Source organism: Salinivibrio sp. EAGSL, from assembly GCF_013366455.1.
In the GTDB taxonomy this organism is placed as follows: domain Bacteria; phylum Pseudomonadota; class Gammaproteobacteria; order Enterobacterales; family Vibrionaceae; genus Salinivibrio; species Salinivibrio costicola.
Genome location: NZ_JABWMG010000015.1, coordinates 72,703 through 94,178, shown reverse-complemented (window position 1 = coordinate 94,178; position 21,476 = coordinate 72,703). Strand labels below are relative to the sequence as shown.

The 21,476-nt window shown below is 51.0% G+C and carries 19 protein-coding genes, 1 other RNA gene and 1 pseudogene; 8 read left to right on the top strand and 13 right to left on the bottom strand.

The window, feature by feature from the left end:
* Window positions 1–7 precede the first annotated feature (7 nt).
* Complete coding sequence (locus tag HLG76_RS10715; protein ID WP_077674145.1) at window positions 8–484, top strand: hypothetical protein; 477 nt, start codon at window positions 8–10, stop codon at window positions 482–484.
* Window positions 485–824: 340 nt separating this feature from the next.
* On the opposite strand, the gene HLG76_RS10710 is transcribed toward HLG76_RS10715, so the two are convergent.
* The 3 genes from HLG76_RS10710 to arcA all read right to left on the bottom strand — a co-directional run bounded on the left by HLG76_RS10710 (window position 825) and on the right by arcA (window position 5,564).
* Window positions 825–1,439, bottom strand: a complete 615-nt coding sequence (locus HLG76_RS10710; RefSeq protein ID WP_175993633.1) for a Fic family protein — start codon at window positions 1,437–1,439, stop codon at window positions 825–827.
* A 1,356-nt stretch (window positions 1,440–2,795) separates the two neighbouring features.
* A complete protein-coding gene (locus tag HLG76_RS10705; protein ID WP_175993632.1) occupies window positions 2,796–3,944 on the bottom strand; it encodes a DUF3103 family protein in 1,149 nt (382 codons plus the stop codon).
* Window positions 3,945–4,343: 399 nt separating this feature from the next.
* A complete protein-coding gene (gene arcA, locus HLG76_RS10700) occupies window positions 4,344–5,564 on the bottom strand; it encodes an arginine deiminase (protein ID WP_021022643.1) in 1,221 nt (406 codons plus the stop codon).
* A gap of 327 nt (window positions 5,565–5,891) precedes the next feature.
* Here arcA and rraB point away from each other — a divergent pair, with 327 nt between their 5' ends.
* Window positions 5,892–6,275 carry a ribonuclease E inhibitor RraB gene (gene rraB / locus HLG76_RS10695; RefSeq protein ID WP_021022642.1) on the top strand — a complete coding sequence of 128 codons (384 nt, stop codon included), beginning with the start codon at window positions 5,892–5,894 and terminating at the stop codon, window positions 6,273–6,275.
* 65 nt (window positions 6,276–6,340) lie between these two features.
* Here the strand turns inward: rraB and HLG76_RS10690 are convergent, their stop codons facing one another.
* The 5 genes from HLG76_RS10690 to pepA form a co-directional block, all read right to left on the bottom strand.
* On the bottom strand, window positions 6,341–6,871 hold the full coding sequence (locus HLG76_RS10690; protein WP_077576221.1) for a GNAT family N-acetyltransferase: 531 nt from the start codon (window positions 6,869–6,871) through the stop codon (window positions 6,341–6,343).
* Between the two features lie 126 nt (window positions 6,872–6,997).
* Window positions 6,998–7,381: a DUF2061 domain-containing protein gene (locus HLG76_RS10685; protein ID WP_021022640.1), complete on the bottom strand. Its 384-nt coding sequence runs from the start codon at window positions 7,379–7,381 to the stop codon at window positions 6,998–7,000.
* 238 nt (window positions 7,382–7,619) lie between these two features.
* Window positions 7,620–10,478: a valine--tRNA ligase gene (locus HLG76_RS10680; protein ID WP_175993631.1), complete on the bottom strand. Its 2,859-nt coding sequence runs from the start codon at window positions 10,476–10,478 to the stop codon at window positions 7,620–7,622.
* Window positions 10,479–10,496: 18 nt separating this feature from the next.
* Window positions 10,497–10,997 (bottom strand): DNA polymerase III subunit chi, encoded by a 501-nt coding sequence (locus HLG76_RS10675; protein ID WP_021022638.1) that lies wholly within the window; start codon window positions 10,995–10,997, stop codon window positions 10,497–10,499.
* Window positions 10,998–11,147: 150 nt separating this feature from the next.
* Window positions 11,148–12,659 carry a leucyl aminopeptidase gene (gene pepA / locus HLG76_RS10670; protein WP_021022637.1) on the bottom strand — a complete coding sequence of 504 codons (1,512 nt, stop codon included), beginning with the start codon at window positions 12,657–12,659 and terminating at the stop codon, window positions 11,148–11,150.
* A gap of 194 nt (window positions 12,660–12,853) precedes the next feature.
* Between pepA and lptF the strand changes: the two genes are divergently transcribed.
* Window positions 12,854–13,954, top strand: coding sequence for an LPS export ABC transporter permease LptF (gene lptF, locus HLG76_RS10665; RefSeq protein WP_021022636.1), 1,101 nt, complete (start codon window positions 12,854–12,856; stop codon window positions 13,952–13,954).
* The gene (gene lptG, locus HLG76_RS10660) at window positions 13,954–15,027 is read left to right on the top strand and encodes an LPS export ABC transporter permease LptG (RefSeq protein ID WP_175993630.1); all 1,074 of its coding nucleotides are present in this window, start codon (window positions 13,954–13,956) and stop codon (window positions 15,025–15,027) included. Before lptF ends, lptG begins: the two co-directional genes overlap by 1 nt.
* A gap of 66 nt (window positions 15,028–15,093) precedes the next feature.
* Here lptG and HLG76_RS10655 read toward each other — a convergent pair whose 3' ends face one another.
* From HLG76_RS10655 to HLG76_RS10640, 4 genes and pseudogenes are all read right to left on the bottom strand, one after another.
* Complete coding sequence (locus HLG76_RS10655; RefSeq protein ID WP_175993629.1) at window positions 15,094–15,636, bottom strand: BON domain-containing protein; 543 nt, start codon at window positions 15,634–15,636, stop codon at window positions 15,094–15,096.
* A gap of 3 nt (window positions 15,637–15,639) precedes the next feature.
* A pseudogene (locus tag HLG76_RS10650) lies at window positions 15,640–16,229 on the bottom strand (phosphoheptose isomerase).
* A gap of 3 nt (window positions 16,230–16,232) precedes the next feature.
* On the bottom strand, window positions 16,233–16,598 hold the full coding sequence (locus HLG76_RS10645) for a YraN family protein (protein ID WP_077576216.1): 366 nt from the start codon (window positions 16,596–16,598) through the stop codon (window positions 16,233–16,235).
* The gene (locus HLG76_RS10640; protein WP_158075499.1) at window positions 16,595–18,445 is read right to left on the bottom strand and encodes a penicillin-binding protein activator; all 1,851 of its coding nucleotides are present in this window, start codon (window positions 18,443–18,445) and stop codon (window positions 16,595–16,597) included. Before HLG76_RS10640 ends, HLG76_RS10645 begins: the two co-directional genes overlap by 4 nt.
* 61 nt (window positions 18,446–18,506) lie before the next feature.
* Between HLG76_RS10640 and rsmI the strand changes: the two genes are divergently transcribed.
* Both rsmI and rnpB read left to right on the top strand, forming a co-directional pair.
* Window positions 18,507–19,364 (top strand): 16S rRNA (cytidine(1402)-2'-O)-methyltransferase, encoded by an 858-nt coding sequence (gene rsmI, locus HLG76_RS10635; protein WP_021022630.1) that lies wholly within the window; start codon window positions 18,507–18,509, stop codon window positions 19,362–19,364.
* Window positions 19,365–19,418: 54 nt separating this feature from the next.
* Window positions 19,419–19,799, top strand: an RNA gene (gene rnpB, locus HLG76_RS10630) — RNase P RNA component class A.
* Between the two features lie 49 nt (window positions 19,800–19,848).
* On the opposite strand, the gene HLG76_RS14815 is transcribed toward rnpB, so the two are convergent.
* A complete protein-coding gene (locus tag HLG76_RS14815; RefSeq protein WP_021022629.1) occupies window positions 19,849–20,052 on the bottom strand; it encodes a hypothetical protein in 204 nt (67 codons plus the stop codon).
* Between HLG76_RS14815 and mraZ the strand changes: the two genes are divergently transcribed.
* On the top strand, window positions 20,051–20,509 hold the full coding sequence (mraZ, locus tag HLG76_RS10625) for a division/cell wall cluster transcriptional repressor MraZ (RefSeq protein ID WP_021022628.1): 459 nt from the start codon (window positions 20,051–20,053) through the stop codon (window positions 20,507–20,509). The genes HLG76_RS14815 and mraZ overlap by 2 nt on opposite strands.
* Before the next feature lie 16 nt (window positions 20,510–20,525).
* Window positions 20,526–21,476 (top strand): 16S rRNA (cytosine(1402)-N(4))-methyltransferase RsmH, encoded by a 951-nt coding sequence (gene rsmH / locus HLG76_RS10620; protein WP_175993628.1) that lies wholly within the window; start codon window positions 20,526–20,528, stop codon window positions 21,474–21,476.

The following is a 21,476-nucleotide window of genomic DNA, read 5'->3' as shown; positions in this document are numbered from 1 at the left end:
GGTCAGTATGCCAATCAAGCAGTTTGATAAGTGGATTGATAGCATCGTTTCTAAATACGAAATTGAAGCTCAATGTTGCAGTAAGTTTTCAGATGTTTTCTCAGGCTACTACTCTCCAGAATACTTAGCTAAATGCAAGTTTGTTGTAACGGACGTAATCCCGAAGCCTGACATCCCCGAACTACGCCATATTGGTTTAGGTGATTTTCTTGATATGGATTGTGGAGCAATCACCTACAAACACATGTACTTTATGAAACCCCAGCATCAAGAAGACTTAGAAATTCATATTCACGAACTCATGCATACAATTCAATGGGAGCAGCTAGGTGGAGAAGGCTTTTTGAAGCGGTACGTTCAAGAAATCAATGAACACGGCTATGACAATGCGCCATTAGAGAACATGGCATACGATCTAGGTCGTAGTTTCAAATCAGGTGGCGCTGCAGTTGATGTAGCTAACTTAGTGCGTGAAAAAATATAACAAATTGCTTAACAAAGACTCCTACCGCTTGGCGACTTAAGTCGCAATTTCATTATGGCACAATATTTAAGTTAAGTGGCATCGCGTTGTCGCTTGTTAGCAAGGCGTTATGTGCCCTATTTATCACCCGATCATTGATAATATTGTAGTGTTGATATAGGATCTATAGACAAGTATAACGAAAGCATCGGGATTCTAAATGAGAGTTGAAAAGAAAAAAGTAACTAAAGCTATGATTCTTCGCTCTGTTGCAAGTTCGACGGCGATTGAGACAGGGAAGCCTGTAAAGTCAATAGAACGCAAGTTGAAATCGGATCAGCGTAAGTACGATTCTTTATCATTAGCTGTCTAAGATATCACGTACAAGACGCTCCATGTGCTGATAGTCACCGCCAACACCAGCGTGTATAGAGCGGATGTAGAACTCCTTGTGCTTATCCCACAAGGAATAATCTAGTGGTCCATATCCAGCTTCCTGACTCATATAGTCCATCAAAAGTCTGCTAACTCTTCCGTTTCCTTCACGAAAAGGATGGATCAAAATAAATTCCACATGACTTCTAGCCAAAAAAGAGACAAGTTCCTCTTTAGTGAAGTTAGCTAAGTTCAGTTGTTGTGATAAGTAGTCTGCTTCAAATTTACATATTTGACGTTCAATTTGAAGTGGGGCAGTAAACTCAAAATCACTTTTCCACATTCTAACATTTCTAATGCTTCCCGCCCAAGGGTAAACGTTGCCAAGCCATTGGCGATGCCAGTCGATAACGGTTTGAAAACTCAAGCTAAATGCTTGGTTATTACATGAAAATACCTTTTCATATAGCTTAACCAAAAGTATTGCCTCTACATCATTGATTTCACCGACATCAGTAATGTTAAGCTTGTTTAAGAGCACCTGATCGTTGGAGCCTGGTTGATATTGAGTTTCAGCGGTGTCTACGTCATATCTGGACATAAAAAGTGACTAAAAAAGGAAATTTAGCGTAGTGTAGTGTAAAAGCACATAACAAACGAGTATGTCGTCAATCCTAAATTTTAGCGAGATTTTTATCCCACATCGCGCCGTCTCTGAGCATCGTATGTAGCGTCAATTATCTTGGCCGGTTTTCCGACAATTATCCTGGCCGGTTGATACCGATTTTTAACTACCGTTGCTCATCGCCATTTTGCGCCGGTAACTTTCACCTTCAAAACTACGCAGTGTTTTGCGCACTTTTTGACTCAAGACCCGCGCCCCACAAAGGCTAGCGACGTAAAGATGTCATCGATGTGCGGTTTTTCTTTTTTGTCTACAAGGGCGCAATTTTTCGCTTTCATTTTAACCCTACTGACGCCGTAGCGTTTAGTTTGGCTGGGCCTATAGCGTTTTCCTTTTCCATTGGTTTTGCCACGTACTTTAGCGAGATACGAGAGCCAGTAGATGATCTCGGCTTTGGCGTGTGAGTCTCTGCAGTGATCAAGAAAAACTGGCCACCAATTTATATTTAATCCAGTATTTTTCCTCTGCCAGGTTCGGACTCATACTGTAGTGGCTAACTAAAATTGGCCACGGTGTTAGATCGTGTGAGAACAGAGATCCGTTCAGCAGAATCAGAGTAACCAAACTCGACAAGTGCGGCTTGATGATTTTGTCACGATCTCTGGTCATGGTTTAAGTTCCGTATGCATTCCCACGCAGGAGCGAGGGAACGAGTAAAAGTAACTTAAATTGCACTTATAGATCGTCTCTTACATAACCACTTCAAAAGTGATTTATAGTGAACTTTATTGAGCAACAATTACAGTGGCCGATCGGTCTGATAAGGTCGGCACAGTAGAACGGAGGGGGTCGGGACCATGAGCAAGCTTACACTGTGCAGCCTGTTTTCCTCGTCTTGCCGTAAGCACGAATAACTGTCACGGATAACACTTTAACGCGCATAAAAGTGTTAATTTATACACTTTTATGCGCGTAAAAATGTTGAAAGCCGCATTTTTTTGCGCATTTCTGTGTAATAAAAAGTCAGTTAGATAGGCACTTAAATTAGGGTAGCTAGATGAAACGATCACTTCTTTTATAGGGCTTTCCAAGTATGACGGGGTCCAAGCGTGTAAGAACAGAGATCCGTTCAGCAGAATCAGAGTAACCAAACTCGACAAGTGCGGCTTGATGATTTTGTCACGATTTCAGTTCATGGTTCAAATCTCGTATGCATTCCCACGCAGGAGCGTGGGAACGAGTAATAGAGATCCAGGGCAGTAAAGTCACAGTGAAAAAACGCAGCCCTGAGGCTGCGTTTTGTTTATCTCACTCAATGAAACCAAGCCTGTGTTATTGAGTCGGCTCAATGGTCAGTGGCTCCCAGGTTGCCATGGCATTGCCGCCGGCGCCGTATTGGTCTGGGTATGCACGGCCTTTAAGCAGGGTGTAGTACACATCAACAAAGTCATCATCGTTGGTCAGCCAGCCGTCGGGGATGGCTTCGATGATTTTGCCGGTGATTTGCGTGACCACGCCATAGGCTTGCGCTTCCAAGTCGGGGATCGCGGCTAGGATATCACTCGCCACCTCGTTAAGTTTCAGCGCCAGCTCTTTGTAGTTGGTGCCGTCGTCTTGCTCCATTAAGATCACGTCTGCCGCGCCCCAGCGATAACGCTCCCAATGGATCATCACTTGGTTGGGGTAATAGGTAGTTTTGTCGTAATCCAAATACGGCATATCGACAATGTCGAGCGTCGGTTCATCGCGGCTGGGGTTCACGCCGGTGACAATGGCATACACTTCCGCCGCGCCTGAGATCCACGGTTCTTTATCGTCGGCCAGACGGATGGTTTTTAGCACTGTGGTGTCAATGGGTTGGGCTGGGGCTTGTGCCATCATGCGTGCACTACGACGCATCCGTGGTGCTGGGTTCTGCTCCGCCAAGGTGCGACGCATCACTTCCAATCCGGCTTTTAATGCCGCTTTGCCGTCCGTATCAATCACTAACACGGGGCGGTCAGGCATTTGATAGACGTCGAGCCAGTGGGTGTTGCCCTCAGTGTCAAAGGCCTCAATCTGGGTCCAGCTTTTTTCATCACCGGCCGGCTCAAAGGCAAACAAAGGCGCTTGGCCGGCTTGCCAACGCGCGAGCATGCTTGGGTCGGCTAAGCGTACTTCGAGCAGTTGGTCGGCGACGTCTTCGACCCCTTGCGCCTCACGCAATGCACGGTCAGCGCTGTGCAGCTGAGTATCCAGGCTGCGTTTACTGCGTGAGCTGTGCGCTTGAGGCTGTGTCAGTGCCGATAAGGGGGCATTTAAGCCATAACTATTAATATTGCGCTGTAGCGTTGGGGCAATTTGCGCATAGTCTTGGCTGAGCTGTTTGGCGGTGTCGCGTTTTATCTCTACCACGTTGTTATCTGCGCTACCGGCAAAAGCGGGGGTGAAAACCTGAGAAAGGCCGGCGAATAGCAGCGAGATCAGTATTTTTTTATTCATCGCATTTCCTTTTCGTTATGTCCAACTGACGTTAGCTAGGGCTAACGCTTTGTATCTTGCGATGCTTGTCTTTAAACACGCTATCTCAAATAAAAAGAGCTGTGAGTACAGTTCACAAAAAAACTGAAACTCTAATGCGAAATTAGTCATTTTTGGAATTGGAGTAAATACTCACTAATGAAAAAGAATGAGATTTCCAGTAATCAGTCGGTATGAATGTTGGCAGTTTTAACCGTAACTGATTGATTGGTGAAATGAAGCGATGAGAGGGAGTGGGAAAAGAACCATCAATGTTGTAGGCCGTGCGGGTAAGCCATAAACACGATAGCAGACGGTAAAAGGTGGGAGAGAAGAGCGTGGGGAGAGAACCGCCAGCATTGCACTGGCGGTGTTGAGTGCTTAAATGCCGTCGCGTTCTAGCGGACAGCTCATGCAGCGTGCACCGCCTCGGCCTCGACCGAGTTGGTCGCCGGGAATAGAGAGCACTTTAATGCCGGCTTTATCATATTTTTCATTAGTGTAGGTATTGCCTTCGTAGCCAATCACGACGCCTGGACGCACGGTCAGCACGTTGTTGGCATCGTTCCATTGCTCACGCTCGGCGGCATAGCTGTCGCCGCCGGTAGTAATGATGTTTAACGGGCCGACATCCAGCGCTTTTTCAATCGCGGTGAGGTAGCAAGACTGTGCTTCCACGTTAAGGCTGTCTTCCCCTTTACGGGTTAAGCGCCAGCAAGGCAAATCAGGGCGCATCACCGTGGGGTAGACTGAGAAAGTATGGATATCCATGTGGGTCATCACGGTATCCAGGTGCATGCATGAGCGGTTTTTCGGTAATTGCACCGCAATCACTTCTTTGGCTTGACCGCTAAACAGTAGGCTACGCGCTAGCTGTTCAACCCCTTGAGGCGTGGTGCGCTCGGACATGCCAATCAAGACCGCGCCGCGGCCAATGACCAGCACGTCGCCACCTTCAATCGCGGCGTTGTCGTAATCGCGGACCTCATCACCGAGGTAATTGACAAATTGGCTTTGCGCGAACTCAGGATGCCAGCGGTAAATGGCGCGCAAGTGATTGGTCTCTCGCTGGCGGGCGGATTTCGCCATTGGGTTGAGTGAGACGCCGCCATACACCCAGCAGGAGGTATCGCGGGTAAACAGATGGTTGGGCAGCGGCTCAATCACGAAGTCGGTTTTGTCGTGCATCGCTTGCATCATCGAGGATGATTGCACGGGTAAATCGATATAGCTTAAGCCACCGAGCAGAATGTCCGCGAGCGTGTTGTGGTCGATATCGGCCATGTAGGCGCGCACATCGTTGGCAAATTGATAGCCAAGACGGTATTGGTTGAGCTGGGTGTCGAGCAGCCATTGCTTGGCATCAGGTTCGGCTAATGTCTCAACCAGTAAGTCGTGCAGTAGGTGCACCTGCACGCCTTGATCCGTGAGTGTGCGGGCGAACATATCATGCTCTTCGCCGGCACGCTCTACCGCCAGAACATCATCAAACAACAAATCGTGGCAGTTAGATGGCGTTAGGTGGTTTAACGCTCGTTCAGGGCGATGAAGCAGAACGCGCTTCAGTTGCCCAACTTCGGATCCAACGTAAAACTCACTCATGGTAGGTCCTCTTTTTCCTTAATACGGGCCAGGCAATGAGACAAACAGCGCCTTGCACACCCGGGATGTGTGCTCACCGATAAGGTGGGAATGCGGGCCGTTTGCACAGGGTGGGCGTGTCTCATGTCCTCCTTGGATGGTCGAATAATGACAACCTTCCGAGGGGAGGTCAATGTTACAAATCACTAACAATCTCGCCAAACTAGCAAGGTCACAGAAAATTCATCAACTTGGCGGTTTTATCGTCAGCTTCGCGGTGAGCGAACGTGGCATTTTTGCCGAAACCGTGCCATATTGCGCCCGTATTCATTTTCTGGAGTCGCGCTTATGTCACAGGCTGAACTGATTGAACAACAACACCAAGAAACGCGCATGATTATCGAGGAGCTTCTCGCCGACGGCAGTGATCCGGATGCGTTATATACCATTGAGCACCATTTATGCGCCGATACCTTTGCGGCGCTGGAAGATGCGGCGGTCGAGGCCTTTAAAATGGGCTTTGAGGTAGCAGAGGCTGAAGAGCTCGAGCTGGAAGAGGGCGGCACGATTGTTTGCTTTGATGCGGTCATGGAAACCGCCTTGAATGCCGAACGTATTGATGAGCAGGTAGAAAAGTTGGTGGCGTTGGCCGACAAGCACAACATTGATTACGACGGCTGGGGTACCTATTTCGAGTCGGATGAAGACGAAGAAAGCCCAGAAAGCGAGTAAATTTACTCGCACCAGTAAGCCTCAAAAAGCCACGTTAGCGTGGCTTTTTATTTGCCTGAACTTGTTTACAGCACCTTTATCATGGTGACTTCACAGCTGTCGTGACCGGTGTTTCCCATCCTAGGACACGGCACAAAACCGAGTGACTGATACAAGGCAATGGCGGCGGTGAGGTTGGCGGTGGTCTCGAGGTAGCAGCGCTGATAGCCCCATTCTCGCGCCGTATCCATCGCCTTGACGGCTAACCGCTTTGCGATGCCTTTGCCGCGTAATGCTGGCAGAAAGTACATCTTCTGTAGTTCACACACACCATCGTGCCCAGGCAAAGGGGCGACACCACCACCGCCGAGGATCACTCTATCTGCTTCAATCACCCAATAGGCGGCATGCGGGTGCGTATATTGTTCGCTGAGATAATCGAGGGTGGGATCGGCCACGCTAAATCCGGCATCGGCACTAAGACCATGCTCGGCAGAGACGCGACGAATGACATCGGCAATGGCAGGGTTATCGCTCGGCGCAATTAAGCGCACGTCGAGGGACGCAGGGGCGTGTGAGTCAGCCTTGCGTAAATTTTGGGGGCAATCCTTAGCCATTAAAACACTCCGGATAATAGATTTATCGACAATCTATCTCACTGAGATGGCTTTCACAACTCAATCGCGATACAGGCAGGCGGCGATCATTGCGCGTTGTTCGGCGTCACTATCCCCGGTGTGGTTTTAGTGGTGGTGGCCAAGGTGCACCGGCGCGGGTTTTACCCCATGACGGCGCTGCCAGATTTTTTCATGGAAAAAGTAAGCCAATGTATTGATGCTTGGCTCAACCAGCGCTAATGCACCACCGACTAACCAATCACCGCTGATCAAATAGCCGACCAAGAAAGCGACGTTAAAGTGGATCACCGCAAAGCTGGCGGTTTTAATCACCGGACGCGCTTGACGGCTTAGTTTCCAGATTTTTTCGTGCAGATAAAAGGCACCCGTGTTGACCGTTGGCTCGGTCATGGCAATTAAGCTACCTAAAATGATATCGCCGGTGAGCACATACGCGACCGTAAAGGCGATCGAAAAGTGGATAGCGGCAAAACTGAGTGTCTTTTTCATGGTGTAGCTCCTTCGCGGCAACACGCGTTTAATCAACAATGACAGTATGTACGGCTCATGTCGATAAATAAAAACGGTTCTCACTATCTTTTAGATAGAGAAGGGCTATCAAAGGCGATCAGTGCTGGGTACAACATCCGTTGAGAAAGTGACCAAGCCAATTGTGTGCTGGTGTTGGGCATAAAAAAGCCACGCCGATTGGCGTGGCTTATCACAGGGTATCGGTAAGACCGATGAACTATAACGCAGCGATGGTGACCTTTTGCTCACCGAGCTTGGTTAAGGTGTCACGATAGCCATCGAGCTTTTCACGCTCTTTCGCTACCACGGCTTCGGGCGCTTTAGCGACAAAGCCGTCATTGCCAAGCTTACCTTCAACACGCTTGATCTCACCTTCGATTTTGGCGATCTCTTTGTCCAGACGCGCCAGTTCGGCATCTTTATCAATCAAGCCCGCCATTGGGATCAAGATCTCAGCGCTGCCAACCAAGGCAGACGCACAGGCCGGTAGCGTTTCGCTGCCGTCCAGTACCTTGAAACTGCCCAGTTTGGCCAGTGCGTTTAAGGTGGTGCTGTTGCTGCTCGCACGATCAGCATCACGTGAATCGGCGGCTTTTAGCATTACGTCAAGCGGTTGGCTTGGCGCAATATCGTACTCAGCACGTAGGTTACGGATGCTGACGATAAACTGCTTCACCCACTCAATATCTTCTGACGCTTGGGTGTTCACGTGGCTTTGATCAAATTGCGGCAGAGGCTGCTGCATAATGGTGTCGCCTTCCACGCCGTTTACCAGCGGTTTAACGCTCTGCCAGATCGCTTCGGTGATGTAAGGGATCACAGGGTGCGCCAGACGCAAGGTTTTCTCCAGCACGGTGATCAAGGTATAACGGGTGGCACGCTGTTGTGCGTCGTCACCTTTCCACAGCACCGGCTTGGTCAGCTCCAAGTACCAATCGCAGAATTGATGCCAGATAAACTCATACAAGACGCCCGCCGCCATATCGAGACGGTAGTTGTCGAGGTGTGTGTTAAAGTCTTTGGCCGCTTGTTGGAACTGAGACTCGATCCACTGATCGGCATTTGAGAAGGTCATCTCGCCGCCGTTCATGCCGCAATCTTGCGCTTCGGTGTTCATCAGCACGTAACGGCTGGCGTTCCAAAGTTTGTTACAGAAGTTGCGGTAACCTTCCAGACGCTTCATGTCCCAGTTGATGTCACGGCCGGTAGAGGCCAGTGCCGCCAAGGTAAAGCGCAAGGCATCGGTGCCGTGGGCGTCGATGCCGTTTTCGAAGGTTTTGCGGGTCGCCTTCTCGATTTTTTCAGCCAGCTTAGGCTGCATCATGTTACCGGTGCGCTTGGCAACCAGATCATCAATACCAATGCCGTCAATCATGTCGAGTGGGTCAAGCACGTTGCCTTTCGACTTCGACATCTTGGCGCCACTTTCATCGCGAATCAGGCCGGTCATGTAGATGGTTTTGAACGGGACTTGTGGCTTGCCGTTTTCATCTTTAATGAAGTGCATGGTCATCATGATCATGCGCGCCACCCAGAAGAAGATAATATCGAAGCCTGACACCAATACATCGGTAGGATGGAAGGTTTTCAGTGCATCAGTATTTTCTGGCCAGCCGAGGGTGCCGAATGTCCAAAGCGCCGATGAGAACCAGGTATCGAGCACGTCTTCGTCTTGGCGCAGCGCGACGTCGTCGCCAATCTGGTTGTCACGACGGACTTCGTCTTCATCGCGGCCCACATAGACATTGCCGTGATCGTCATACCAGGCAGGAATGCGGTGACCCCACCAAAGCTGACGCGAAATACACCAGTCTTGTACATCGCGCATCCAGGCAAAGTACATGTTTTCGTATTGCTTGGGCACAAACTGAATGTCGCCATCTTCTACCGCTTTGACTGCCGGCTCGGCGAGCGGCGCGGTGCGCACGTACCATTGGTCGGTCAGCATCGGCTCAATGACCACGCCACCGCGGTCGCCATAAGGGACGGTCAGATCGTGATCTTTGATTTCACCCAGCAAGCCGAGCGCGTCAAACTCGGCGACGATCGCTTTACGCGCAGCAAAACGTTCCAAACCCTGGTAGGCGGCTGGAATGTCGCTCGCGTAGGCGGTGCTTGGCTGGCCTTTGTGATCAAACACTTCTGCGTGCTCGCGGATATCCGCGTTCAGGGTCAAAATGTTGATCATTGGCAGCTGGTGGCGCTGGCCGACTTCGTAGTCATTAAAGTCGTGTGCGGGAGTGATTTTTACACACCCGGTGCCTTTTTCCATGTCGGCGTGTTCGTCGCCCACGATCGGGATACGACGATTCACCACTGGCAGCAACACGTGCTGACCAATCAGATCTTTGTAACGCGGATCGTCTGGGTTTACCGCAACACCGGTATCGCCCAGCATGGTTTCTGGACGGGTGGTGGCAACGACAATGTAATCTTTACCGTCTGCGGTTTTGGCACCATCAGCCAGTGGATAACGGAAATGCCACATGTGGCCTTTCTTGTCTTTGTTTTCCACTTCCAAGTCCGAAATCGCCGTGTGCAGTTTCGGATCCCAGTTCACCAAGCGTTTGCCGCGATAAATCAAGTCTTCTTTGTGCAGGCGCACAAACACTTCTTTTACCGCATTGGAGAATCCTTCGTCCATGGTGAAACGTTCGCGATCCCAGTCGACAGAGGCTCCCAAGCGGCGCAGCTGTTGGGTAATGGTGCCACCGGATTCGCCTTTCCATTGCCAAATTTTGTCAATAAACGCGTCACGGCCGTAGTCGTGCTTGGTTTTGTTTTCTTCGGCTGCGATCTTACGTTCCACCACCATCTGCGTGGCAATACCGGCGTGGTCGGTCCCCACTTGCCAAAGGGTATTTTTACCTTTCATGCGCGCGGCACGGGTCAGGGTATCCATGATGGTATCCTGAAACGCGTGGCCCATATGCAGGCTACCGGTTACATTCGGAGGTGGGATCATGATGCTAAAGGCATCTTTGCTGGTATCACCATGAGGTCGGAAATAGCCCGCCTCTTCCCAGCGCTGATACAGCGCTTTTTCAATTGATTGTGGATTATATGTCTTTTCCATAGCGCTCTTGAAAGATCGTCAAGGGTTGGGCGATTGGTCGATGGCCAAGGTATGAAGTTGCAGGCCTGCCAGTCGGTATGCTTTATATCGGTGACGCGCGTGCTGTTTAAGCGTCTCATCGCAAGGGACGAAGTCTACCACTTGTGCAAACGAAGGCGCAAAATTTGATGCCTCTGTCGCCAAATTGATTAACACACTGCGATGACCGGTATGGCGCACACCTGGCCAGCCTATTTCCACCGGTGCGCCGCCTCGCGGCCCTTCACCGACCAGATTATGGGGCACGAAGGTATCTGGGTCACGTTGCCATAAAGCGTCATCCAATTGATGCGCTTGGGCTTGGTCCTGTGCGGCCAGATAAATGCGTTGCCCTTGTTGATAGTAGTAAAAAGCCAAATCAATGGCCGTGTCTATCAGTATTTGTTGTTCACGCGCTTGCTGCTCAGGTGTCAGCCCCAGGCTGTTGCTGTCGTCTGCCGGCTCGGGCGGCGACAAAAGATAAAAGGTGGCGGTGGGCATATACGCTCCTAAATGTGAGAAACGGCCTCCGTCCCAAAAGCGGGGTGTCCGGGTAGCGCGGAGCCATCAACATAGCCGATTGTGCGTGCAGACACCAGTGCCGGATAAAGTTTCAACAAAAAAGGAGGCCGGTGGGCCTCCTGTTCGTGGTTACTCTTCCAATTCAAGCCCGGAGCGGTTGAGTAAAAATTGCACCAGCAGAGGAACGGGACGGCCGGTGGAACCTTTTTCTTTGCCGCCGCTTTTCCAAGCAGTCCCGGCGATGTCTAAGTGTGCCCAGTTGTACTTTTTGGCAAACCGAGACAAGAAGCAGCCCGCGGTGATAGTGCCACCGCCTTTACCACCAATATTGGCCATATCGGCAAACGGGCTATCGAGTTGCTCTTGGAACTCGTCAGTCATTGGCAGGCGCCACGCACGGTCACCGGCTTGCTCTGAGGCACTGATAATATCGTGCGCCAAGGGGTTCTGGTTAGCAATTAGGGCGCTGATGTGATGGCTAAGGGCCATGATGCACGCGCCGGTGAGGGTTGCCACATCAATCACACACTCTGGCTCATAACGCTCTACATAGGTGAGGGCATCACAAAGTACTAAGCGACCTTCGGCGTCGGTATTAAGCACCTCGACCGTTTGCCCTGACATGGTCGTCAGGATGTCACCTGGACGATAGGCTTGGCCGTCTGGCATGTTTTCACAACCGGCGAGCACACCCACGACATTGATAGGTAGGTTAAGCTCGGCCAAGGCACGCATCACCCCAAATACCGATGCGGCACCGCCCATGTCGTACTTCATCTCATCCATACCGGCACCGGGCTTAATGGAAATACCGCCCGAGTCAAAGGTGAGGCCTTTGCCGACGAGCACAATCGGTTTTGCCTCTGGATCAGGGCTGCCCTTGTACTCCATGATCGACATCATCGATTCATTTTTTGAGCCACGGCCAACCGCAAGATAGGAATGCATGCCCAGCTTGTCCATTTCTTCTTCACCGATAATACGGGTGGTGACCGCATCATAGTCATCGGCTAAACGGCGCGCTTGCGAGGCAAGATAGGCAGGGTTCGCCACGTTCGGTGGCATATTACCCAAATCTTTACAGGCATTCACACCAGAAGCGATCGCTAAGCCATGCGCGATGGCACGCTCACCCAGATTCAATTCACGACGCGTTGGGACGTTGAACACCATTTTGCGTAATGGGCGACGAATTTCTGGCTTAACACTTTTAAACTGGTTAAAGGTGTACAAGCTGTCTTTGGTGCTCTCAACCGCTTGACGTACCTTCCAGTATGTATCGCGGCCTTTAACGTGTAGCTCGGTTAAAAAACAGACCGCTTCCATCGAGCCGGTTTCATTGAGGGTGTTGATGGTTTTTTTGATGATTTCTTTGTATTGGCGCTCGCCGAGCTCGCGCTCTTTACCACAACCCACCAGTAATACGCGCTCAGATAACACGTTCGGAACATGGTGTAGCAGGAGCACTTGGCCGGGTTTACCTTCAAGATCACCGCGGCGCAGCAGGGCGCTGATGTAGCCGTCGCTGATTTTGTCGAGTTGCTCGGCCACGGGGGACAGGCGGCGAGGCTCAAACACGCCAACGACAATACAGGCACTGCGTTGCTTTTCGGGGCTACCGCTCTTTACACTGAACTCCATTTGTACTCCTAGATCCTAAAGACAATTGAGACCAAATGTTGGATAATGCCGCCACTATATGTTGTTGAACGCGCTTTGATGCGTCCAGATCAGCCGGCGGTCAACAAATGGCCGAAAGATTAGAAAACAACTAATTAACCCAGAAACTATAGTTATTCGAGTAAAAAAACAAGTTTTCCATAGGTGCCTTCGCTTTGATAATTGTTCGATATTTGATCCGGGAGACAGTTAAAACACAAGTTGCCGTTTTATTTGTGTTGTTTCTGGTCTTTTTCAGCCAAAAATTTATCCGTGTACTCGCCAGTGCCACGGAAGGATCGATCCCGGGGAATCAGATCATTACCTTAGTCGGTTTATATATGCCGTCGATGGCAATGCTGATGTTACCTTTGAGCTTGTATATCGGCATTTTGATTACATTCGGGCGGCTCTATGCTGAGAGTGAGATCACGGTCATGAACGCCACTGGGATTGGCAATGAGTTTCTGATCCGCGCTGCGCTGTATCTCGCGATTATCACCGGATCCGTGGCGGCGTTTAACTCGCTTTGGCTAACGCCATGGGCCAATAACCAAGAGCTCGAGGTGATGGAGCAATTAGAGGCCAAATCCGGTTTAGAATTGTTGGTGCAAGGGCAGTTTCAAAGTGCGCCATCGGGTGAGGCGGTGATTTTCGTTGATAATATCGAAGATGATGGTAAAACGCTCAAACAGGTATTTGTCGCTCAGCCCGTCCCCCAAGGCTCTTTACTGCCGAATGTGGTGGTGGCCGATAAAGGCTATGTGTCTGAGCTGCCTGACGGTCGACAAGTCTTGGATTTGTTAGAGGGAACCCGTACCGAGGGCGTACCGACTCAGCTTAACTATGGTGTAACGACCTATAAAAACTATCAGGTATTGATTGGTCAGCGCGAAGTGCGTGAAAAAAGTCGTGACTGGGATGCGATGCCAACCTTGCAATTGGTTGGTGAATCAAGTTTGAAAGCGCGCGCCGAACTGCAGTGGCGTATTTCCTTGGTGTTGTGTATCCCCTTGATGACCATGATTGTGGTGCCGTTATCGGCGGTGAACCCGCGTCAGGGACGCTTTGCCAAACTCTTCCCCGCGATAATGATTTATCTGGCCTATTTTTTATCGATCAGCGCGGCGAAATCCGCGGTAGAAGATGGCGATCTGCCCGCACAAATTGGTCTGTGGAGTATCAATGTGGCCGCTTTATTACTGGCCGTGATCCTCGCCAGCTGGGATTCGCTACCGGTGAGAAAACTCAAAGCTAGCTTAAAAGGATCTGCCTGATGTTTCGCATTCTTGATTGGTATATTGGCCGGACTCTGATAGGCACCTCGTCACTGTGTTTGGCGACCTTGGTGGGATTGTCTGCGATCATCAAGTTTGTCGAGCAGTTACGCTCGGTCGGTGATGGTACCTACACCATGGGCAAAGCGATTTTGTATGTGTTGCTCAGCATGCCGCGCGATATTGAAATGTTCTTCCCCATGGCGGTTTTGCTGGGGGCATTGATTGGTTTGGGAATGCTGGCCTCAAGCTCAGAGCTGGTGGTGATGCAGGCCGCTGGAGTGTCGAAACTCCAAATTGGCCTATCAGTGCTTAAAACGGCCATTCCGTTAATGTTGATTGTGATGGTGCTGGGCCAGTGGGGCGCACCGGATGCGCAAAAAGCCGCTCGTGAGCTGCGTGCCATTGCCAAATCAGGTGGAAACGTGATGTCGGTGCGGCGTGGGGTTTGGGCGAAAGATGGCGACGATTTTATTTATATCGCCCGCGCGGATGAGCAAGATACGCTGACCGGTGTGAGCATTTGGAAGTTTGATGACCAGCAAACCATGACCAATGTGGTGTTTGCTGAGCGTGCTGATTATCTCAATAAAGACAGTTGGATGCTTAAAGATGTGACCATTACGCGCATGCAAAATCAAACCGCGCTGAGCAATGTAGAGCAGGATGAATTGGTTTGGAGTACCACACTGACGCCTGACAAATTAGCGGTGGTGACGGTGAAACCGGAAGAGCTACCGCTATCGGGTTTGTATAGTTATGTGTCGTACCTTAAAGCGTCACAGCAAGATGCGTCACGTTATGAGCTGGCCCTGTGGCGCAAAGCGGTACAGCCGCTGTCGATCGCGGTGATGATGCTGTTGGCGCTGAGTTTTGTCTTTGGCCCTTTGCGAAGTGTCACCATGGGTGCGCGGGTGCTATCAGGGGTGATTTTTGGCTTTGGCTTTTATATCGCCAACGAAGTCTTTGGGCCGATGAGTTTGGTGTATCATCTCCCTCCGGCCATTGGTGCTATCACCCCAAGTGTCATTTTTCTGGTGATCACCTTGCTGTTACTGAGACGCAAGCTGTAGCGCTTTGAATTAAACAAAAAAGCCAACGATTATGCGTTGGCTTTTTTGGTGACGCGATGATGAGCGTCATTCTGTATCTGTATCTTTATATTCAAACGCCTTAACCACGCCTTCTACACCGCGAATATTGCGCGCTATCTCAACCGCTTGGTCCGCTTGTGATTGGGTGACGGCGCCCATTAAAAACACTTCGCGGGCTTCAGTGACCACCTTGATATTTACCGCGCGTAACTGGTCATCGGCGACAAAGGCTGCTTTGACTCGGGTCGTTAGCCAGCTATCCGTACTGATATCGGCCAAGCCAACCATTGGCGTTTCACGGACTTCGTTATAGACAACATCGACGTTATCCAGGGCTCGGACCCGTTCAACCAGTTGCTGGGTGAGGGCCTGGTCGGTGCTTTGCCCGACTAACAGAACTTGCCCTTGAAACGATGCCGCCTTAACGCGAAGCTTATTTTTGAACGGGGCTTTGTTCACGATCCCGGCGGTATTGAGACCAATTTGGGTATCGTGCCACTCTTCTCCGGTCGTACGAGGATCGGAGGAATAAATGGCGGAACACGCTTGCAGCGTCAGTGCCAATATCAAGGTCATGATAACGCGCATGAATTATTCTCCGTGAGAAGGAAAGAGGACTTGGTCAATCAGGTCACACAAGCAATGGACAGTGAGCAGGTGTCCTTCTTGAATGCGCGCGGTACGTTGCGAGGGAATACGGACTTCGACATCACGCTGGCCAAGCAACCCGGCCATTTCGCCGCCGTCTTTCCCGGTTAACGCAATAATGGTCATATCACGGGTCACGGCAGCTTCCATCGCTTTGATGATGTCTTTACTGTTGCCGCTGGTGGATATGGCCAGAAGCACATCGCCCGCTTGCCCTAGCGCTCGTACTTGCTTGGAGAAGACTTCATCGTGGCTGTAGTCGTTGGCCACTGCGGTTAAGGTGGTAGTGTCTGTAGTGAGTGCCAAAGCCGGTAAGCTGGGACGCTCAGTCTCAAAGCGATTTAACAGGCAAGACGCAAAATGCTGGGCATTCGCGGCGGAACCGCCATTACCACAACACAAGATTTTGTTGCCGTTAAGTAGGCTTTGCACCATTACTTGTGCGATTGTGATAGATACTCGGGAATCGCTTCTGCGGCCGCGATTTGGGTTTGAATACTTTCGGTAAAGCTCTCTTTAATGCTCTCTAGCATGACTTACCCTTGAACAATGTTTTGAATCCAGTTGACCGCCTCAACGCTGCCATCAAAGGTGACAGCGTCAAAGCGAAATTCGGTTTGCATACTTTTGATGCCGCGGCATTGCATCCAACGCTCAGCGGCGAGAATTAAACGACGTTGTTTGGTGGCGGTAATGCTCGCCGCCGCGCCACCAAAGCCGTGCCCGCGCCGGAAACGCACCTCGACAAACACCAAGCAACTGCCATCGCGCATCACAAGATCAATCTCGCCGCGACGACTATGGGCGTTTTTATCGAGCAGACTCAGCCCGTGGCGCATTAGGTATTGGCAAGCGTGTGCTTCGTAAGCCTGTCCTGTTGCTCTGGACTGAGGCTGTTTCACTGCGCCTCTCCGCGAGATTCCGTCTCAACAGGCTCAATGGCGGTTTGACCAAATCGCGCCCAGTCTAGCTGACGGTGGATAATACACTGATCGGCGAGTGAGAGTTGCCCCGTTTGACCATTTAGCTGATAACCCGGCTGGGCTTGCATTTGTGGTAGCCCCTTCAGCAGCTGGTAAGCATCCATCCCCAAGGCATGTAAGCGCGTGGTGTTGTTACTTGGCGATGGATGACGCTGTTGATAGCTTTTATACGCATCGCTTTGGGCGTGCACTAATAGAGGAATATCACTGAATTCGATGCCTTCAAGCTCGGCTAATTGGCCCATGCCATCGGCGCGGTTATTGCTACGCGAGCTTGCATAGAGTTTCGGCGGCAAGACATCGGGATTAATCGCGACCTCAATAAAGGGTTTTAATAAGGTCAGCTCAGCGGCACCGGCCACCATATAAACGGCGTCGATATCGCGACGGCTACGGGCTTGCGATTGTAAGGGTAAGTCGGTGAGTTTTTTCAGTTGTGAAATGCGGCGCTGACTGGCGTCTAAACCAAAGATATCACGAATGCGTGCTTGCATTTTATCACGATCACCGAGAGGCGCTTGCTCAACGTCTGTATCGGTGAGTGACTGCCAGCGGGCGGAAAATGCATCACGGATCCGTTGACCAAAGGCGGAGTCAGGGTAGAGCACTAAGGGGAACTGATACCCCTGCTGGTGAAGACGGTCGGCGGCTTGCGCGGCTTCTTGTTCGGGTGACAAGGTGAAGTAGCACACACCTTGCGTATAATTTTCATCCGTGGGCTGGTTAAGCGCCAATAAAGGCACTTGGCCGGCGAGCGCGTCACTGACTGCGGCGACTTTATGTTTCTGCAGTGGCCCCACCACGAAGTCGATGCCGTCATCACGGATACGTTGCGTGAGCGCATCGACATCCATGGCGTTGGTATCGTAAAAGCGCACACGAGGGCGTTGATCTGTTTTCGCATCAAGCATGGCTTCAATAAAGCCATCACGAATGGCATCCCCTTGATCAGCAAATTTATCCGTCAGTGGTAGCATGACCCCTACATTAGTGGGTTGTGTGATGGTCAGTGCTTGGATATCGGCCAAATTATCCGGTAAATACTGGTTCGCGGGGTGCGTAGGGTGCGACGCCAAGTAGGCATCTAATTGGCTTTGCATCTCGGCCAGATCGCGGGTGTAGCGGCGCGCGATGTCCAACAAGGTGACCCAACCGGCAAGGATGTCATCATCACTGGATTGAAGCTGTTTGATCTCGCGCTGGTTGAGAGATTGTAAATCTTGCCACAGCGTGTTCCATGCTTGCTGAGCTTGGTCGGATTCAATATAGCTGGCTAACCGATGCTGATTGTTGACCGCGTCCAGGGCATTGCCTTGCTGACGCGCAATTTTGGCTTTTTGCTGATAGAAGCGGACATATTGTCCCTCGGTGAGCTGCCAATCAGGGGATAAGGCCAACGCTTGATCGGCTTGGGTTAGCTTGCCGGTTTGTGCCAAAAAGCGCCCACGCGCGAGTGTCCATTCAATACGCTGGTCCGTATTAAGATTGCGCTCAGCCAAGCGCTGCAGCAGCACATCCGCTTGGTTCAATTGTTGCTCGTTAATCAGCGCTTTTATCGCCAGTAAAAACCAGTCATTTTGCTTATCACCTTGGCTGGTTTCGGCCTGCAACAAATAAAATGTCGAATTTTCCGTTGCCGGTTGACTGATGACATCACGCGCAGTTGGCGTGGTGGACGGCGCACTACAAGCCGCTAAAGCCAATGCTAAGGCTACAGGGGTAATAAGTCGTGTTACACTTTGACGCTTCTGGGTAAGTTTAACCATGAACATATTTCAACCGTGACAACGTTGCCCCTATCTTAATCGCCGAAGGGTTGTTAAACAAATGACTGATGCAAATCTATCCGACCATGCTCACCCCACGCTGTATATTGTGCCAACACCGATTGGCAATTTGGCTGATATTACCCAGCGTGCTCTTGATGTTTTAGCCAGTGTCGACGTGGTCGCGGCCGAAGATACGCGTCATACGGCTCGGTTGCTATCGCATTTTTCGATTAGTGCGAAAACTTTTGCGTTGCATGAGCACAATGAACAGCAGAAAGCCGCTGCATTGTTAACGCGCCTGCAACAAGGCCAGTCGATTGCATTAGTCTCTGATGCTGGCACCCCCTTGATTAGCGATCCGGGATATCACCTGGTCACTCAATGCCGTGAGGCGGGTGTCAGAGTGGTCCCATTGCCTGGCGCCTGCGCGGTAGTCACCGCATTAAGTGCATCGGGTTTGCCTTCAGACCGTTTTAGTTTTGAAGGGTTCCTGCCTCCTAAGACAAAAGCGCGACAAGATACGTTCCGTGAATTGGCCGATGATCCGCGTACCTTGATTTTCTATGAGTCACCGCACCGTATTCGTGACAGCTTGGCGGATATGCGCGAGGTACTGGGCGACGCGCGTCGCGTGGTGTTGGCGCGCGAACTAACGAAAACCTTTGAAACCATCCATGGGGCACCGTTGGGTGAACTCATTGAGTGGTTGAGTGAGGATCCTAACCGCTTACGTGGAGAAATGGTGTTATTGGTCGCCGGCCATCGCGCGGATAAAACGGCTTTGCCAACCGCGGCGTGTCATGCGCTGGGTCTATTGGCGGCCGAGTTACCGTTAAAAAAAGCAGCCGCGTTAGTCGCGGAATTATATGCGGTGAAAAAAAACGCACTCTATAAATGGGGCCTAGAGAATTTATAGCTGAGCGCGATTTACGCTGGCTTGCGTGAATATTCTTCTATATACTCCCCCGCTCGAGTTGGCCGGGTAATCGCTGCTTTATTGATGTCCTTTGGGAGACTGATAAAGGGGAGGAAAGTCCGGGCTCCTCAGGGCAGGGTGCCAGGTAACGCCTGGGAGGCGCGAGCCTACGACCAGTGCAGCAGAGAGTATACCGCCGATGGCTCTTCGGAGCACAGGTAAGGGTGAAAGGGTGCGGTAAGAGCGCACCGCGCGACTGGCAACAGTTCGTGGCACGGTAAACTCCACCCGGAGCAAGACCAAATAGGTCCCTATTGGCGCGGCCCGCGTTTGGGGACGGGTAGGTTGCTGGAGCCTGTGAGCGATTGCAGGCCTAGACGAATGGTTACCACCGTTTTTACGGTACAGAACCCGGCTTACAGGCCAACTCACCTCCTTTTAGGGCGAGCCTTTTTGGCTCGCCCTCTCTTTTTCAGCGTTTGAGTCAGACGATTTGGTTATAACCGAATGTCATCGGCTTTTTTGTATATTGATTAAGCCGCTGAAAACCTTCTTTAATCTTCCCAGGTGTGATCTTGCTCACTGTCATGGCTTGCTTGACTTTCTTTTTACCTGCTACGTACACTTCTGGGTGGGAAAATGTGGTGTAAAGTGGATAATCTTGGTGAAAAAGGGAAAATAACGTCATGTTACGTGGCGTCAGCGCCATTTCGGTCGATAAAAAAGGGCGACTTGCTCTGCCAACGCGCTATCGCGATGGGTTAATTCACCATTGTGATGGCCAGTTTGTGTGCACGATCGATCACCAACTTCCTTGCTTGGCGTTGTACCCGGTCCCGGAATGGGAAGTGATTGAGGCGAAGTTATCGCAGTTATCCAGCTTTCAACCTGCAGAGCGACGCCTGCAGCGCTTATTACTTGGCCATGCGTTTGACTGTGAAATGGACGGACAAGGTCGCTTATTACTGCCTGCGACCTTGCGCCAATATGCCGGGTTAGACGGCAAAGCGATGCTGGTTGGCCAACTCAACAAATTTGAGATTTGGGACGAGCAGACGTGGCAGGCACAAATTCGCCAGGATATGGACACACAGGCGGAATCAACCCCGATGCTCAGTGAGCGGTTAGCAGACCTCTCATTGTAAATAATGAAGTGAATGTATGTCAGAACAATATACCCATGTTTCCGTCCTATTAAATGAATCAGTGGACGGCCTTGCGATTAAACCCGATGGCATCTATGTCGATGGTACTTTTGGTCGCGGCGGTCACTCGCGCCATATCTTGTCGCAATTGGGTGATAACGGTCGCCTGTATGCGATCGATCGCGATCCACGCGCGATCGAAGAGGCAAATTCCATCGATGATCCGCGTTTCCAGATTATTCATGGCCCGTTTTCTGAGATAGCGTCGTACCTCAGTGAGCGTGGGCTAGCTGAAAAGGTCGATGGGATCCTCCTTGATTTGGGCGTGTCTTCGCCCCAGCTTGACGACCCTAGCCGTGGCTTCAGTTTTATGCATGATGGCCCGCTTGATATGCGTATGGATCCGAGCACCGGCCAGTCGGCCGCACAGTGGTTAGAAACCGCCAGTGTCGATGATATTGTTTGGGTATTAAAAGTGTTTGGCGAAGAGCGTTTTGCGCGCCGGATTGCCAATGCCATTGTTCGTCACCGTGAAGATGAAGAAGCACCTGCGCTGACTACGACCAATCAGCTTGCCAAGCTGATTGATCACGCGGTGCCGTTTAGAGAGAAGAAAAAGCATCCTGCGACACGTAGCTTTCAAGCGATTCGGATTTACATCAACAGTGAGCTGGATGAAATCGAGCAAGCACTGCAAGGTGCGCTCGCCAGTTTAGCCCCGGGTGGACGCTTATCAGTGATTAGCTTTCACTCGTTAGAAGATCGCATGGTCAAGCGCTTTATCCGTAAGCAAAGTAAAGGACCGGATGTGCCCAAAGGGGTGCCTTTGACCGAAGCACAGATTGCCGAGCTCGGTTCGGCGGCAATGAAGCCGATTGGCAAGGCGATTAAACCGTCCGCGGAAGAAGTGGCGCATAACGCCCGGGCGCGAAGCTCGGTGTTACGCGTGGCGGAAAAGTTAGGATAA

Bases quoted from the DNA above. Each gene is read 5' to 3' on its own strand.
- HLG76_RS10655 (WP_175993629.1), bottom strand. From the start codon at position 15,636: ATGCGCGTTATCATGACCTTGATATTGGCACTGACGCTGCAAGCGTGT.
- HLG76_RS10690 (WP_077576221.1), bottom strand. From the start codon at position 6,871: ATGGCTAAGGATTGCCCCCAAAATTTACGCAAGGCTGACTCACACGCC.
- arcA (WP_021022643.1), bottom strand. From the start codon at position 5,564: ATGAGTGAGTTTTACGTTGGATCCGAAGTTGGGCAACTGAAGCGCGTT.
- rraB (WP_021022642.1), top strand. From the start codon at position 5,892: ATGTCACAGGCTGAACTGATTGAACAACAACACCAAGAAACGCGCATG.
- HLG76_RS10715 (WP_077674145.1), top strand. From the start codon at position 8: ATGCCAATCAAGCAGTTTGATAAGTGGATTGATAGCATCGTTTCTAAA.
- HLG76_RS10640 (WP_158075499.1), bottom strand. From the start codon at position 18,445: ATGGTTAAACTTACCCAGAAGCGTCAAAGTGTAACACGACTTATTACC.
- HLG76_RS10705 (WP_175993632.1), bottom strand. From the start codon at position 3,944: ATGAATAAAAAAATACTGATCTCGCTGCTATTCGCCGGCCTTTCTCAG.
- HLG76_RS10675 (WP_021022638.1), bottom strand. From the start codon at position 10,997: ATGCCCACCGCCACCTTTTATCTTTTGTCGCCGCCCGAGCCGGCAGAC.
- HLG76_RS10710 (WP_175993633.1), bottom strand. From the start codon at position 1,439: ATGTCCAGATATGACGTAGACACCGCTGAAACTCAATATCAACCAGGC.
- rsmH (WP_175993628.1), top strand. From the start codon at position 20,526: ATGTCAGAACAATATACCCATGTTTCCGTCCTATTAAATGAATCAGTG.
- pepA (WP_021022637.1), bottom strand. From the start codon at position 12,659: ATGGAGTTCAGTGTAAAGAGCGGTAGCCCCGAAAAGCAACGCAGTGCC.
- HLG76_RS14815 (WP_021022629.1), bottom strand. From the start codon at position 20,052: ATGACGTTATTTTCCCTTTTTCACCAAGATTATCCACTTTACACCACA.
- lptG (WP_175993630.1), top strand. From the start codon at position 13,954: ATGTTTCGCATTCTTGATTGGTATATTGGCCGGACTCTGATAGGCACC.
- mraZ (WP_021022628.1), top strand. From the start codon at position 20,051: ATGTTACGTGGCGTCAGCGCCATTTCGGTCGATAAAAAAGGGCGACTT.
- HLG76_RS10680 (WP_175993631.1), bottom strand. From the start codon at position 10,478: ATGGAAAAGACATATAATCCACAATCAATTGAAAAAGCGCTGTATCAG.
- rsmI (WP_021022630.1), top strand. From the start codon at position 18,507: ATGACTGATGCAAATCTATCCGACCATGCTCACCCCACGCTGTATATT.
- HLG76_RS10685 (WP_021022640.1), bottom strand. From the start codon at position 7,381: ATGAAAAAGACACTCAGTTTTGCCGCTATCCACTTTTCGATCGCCTTT.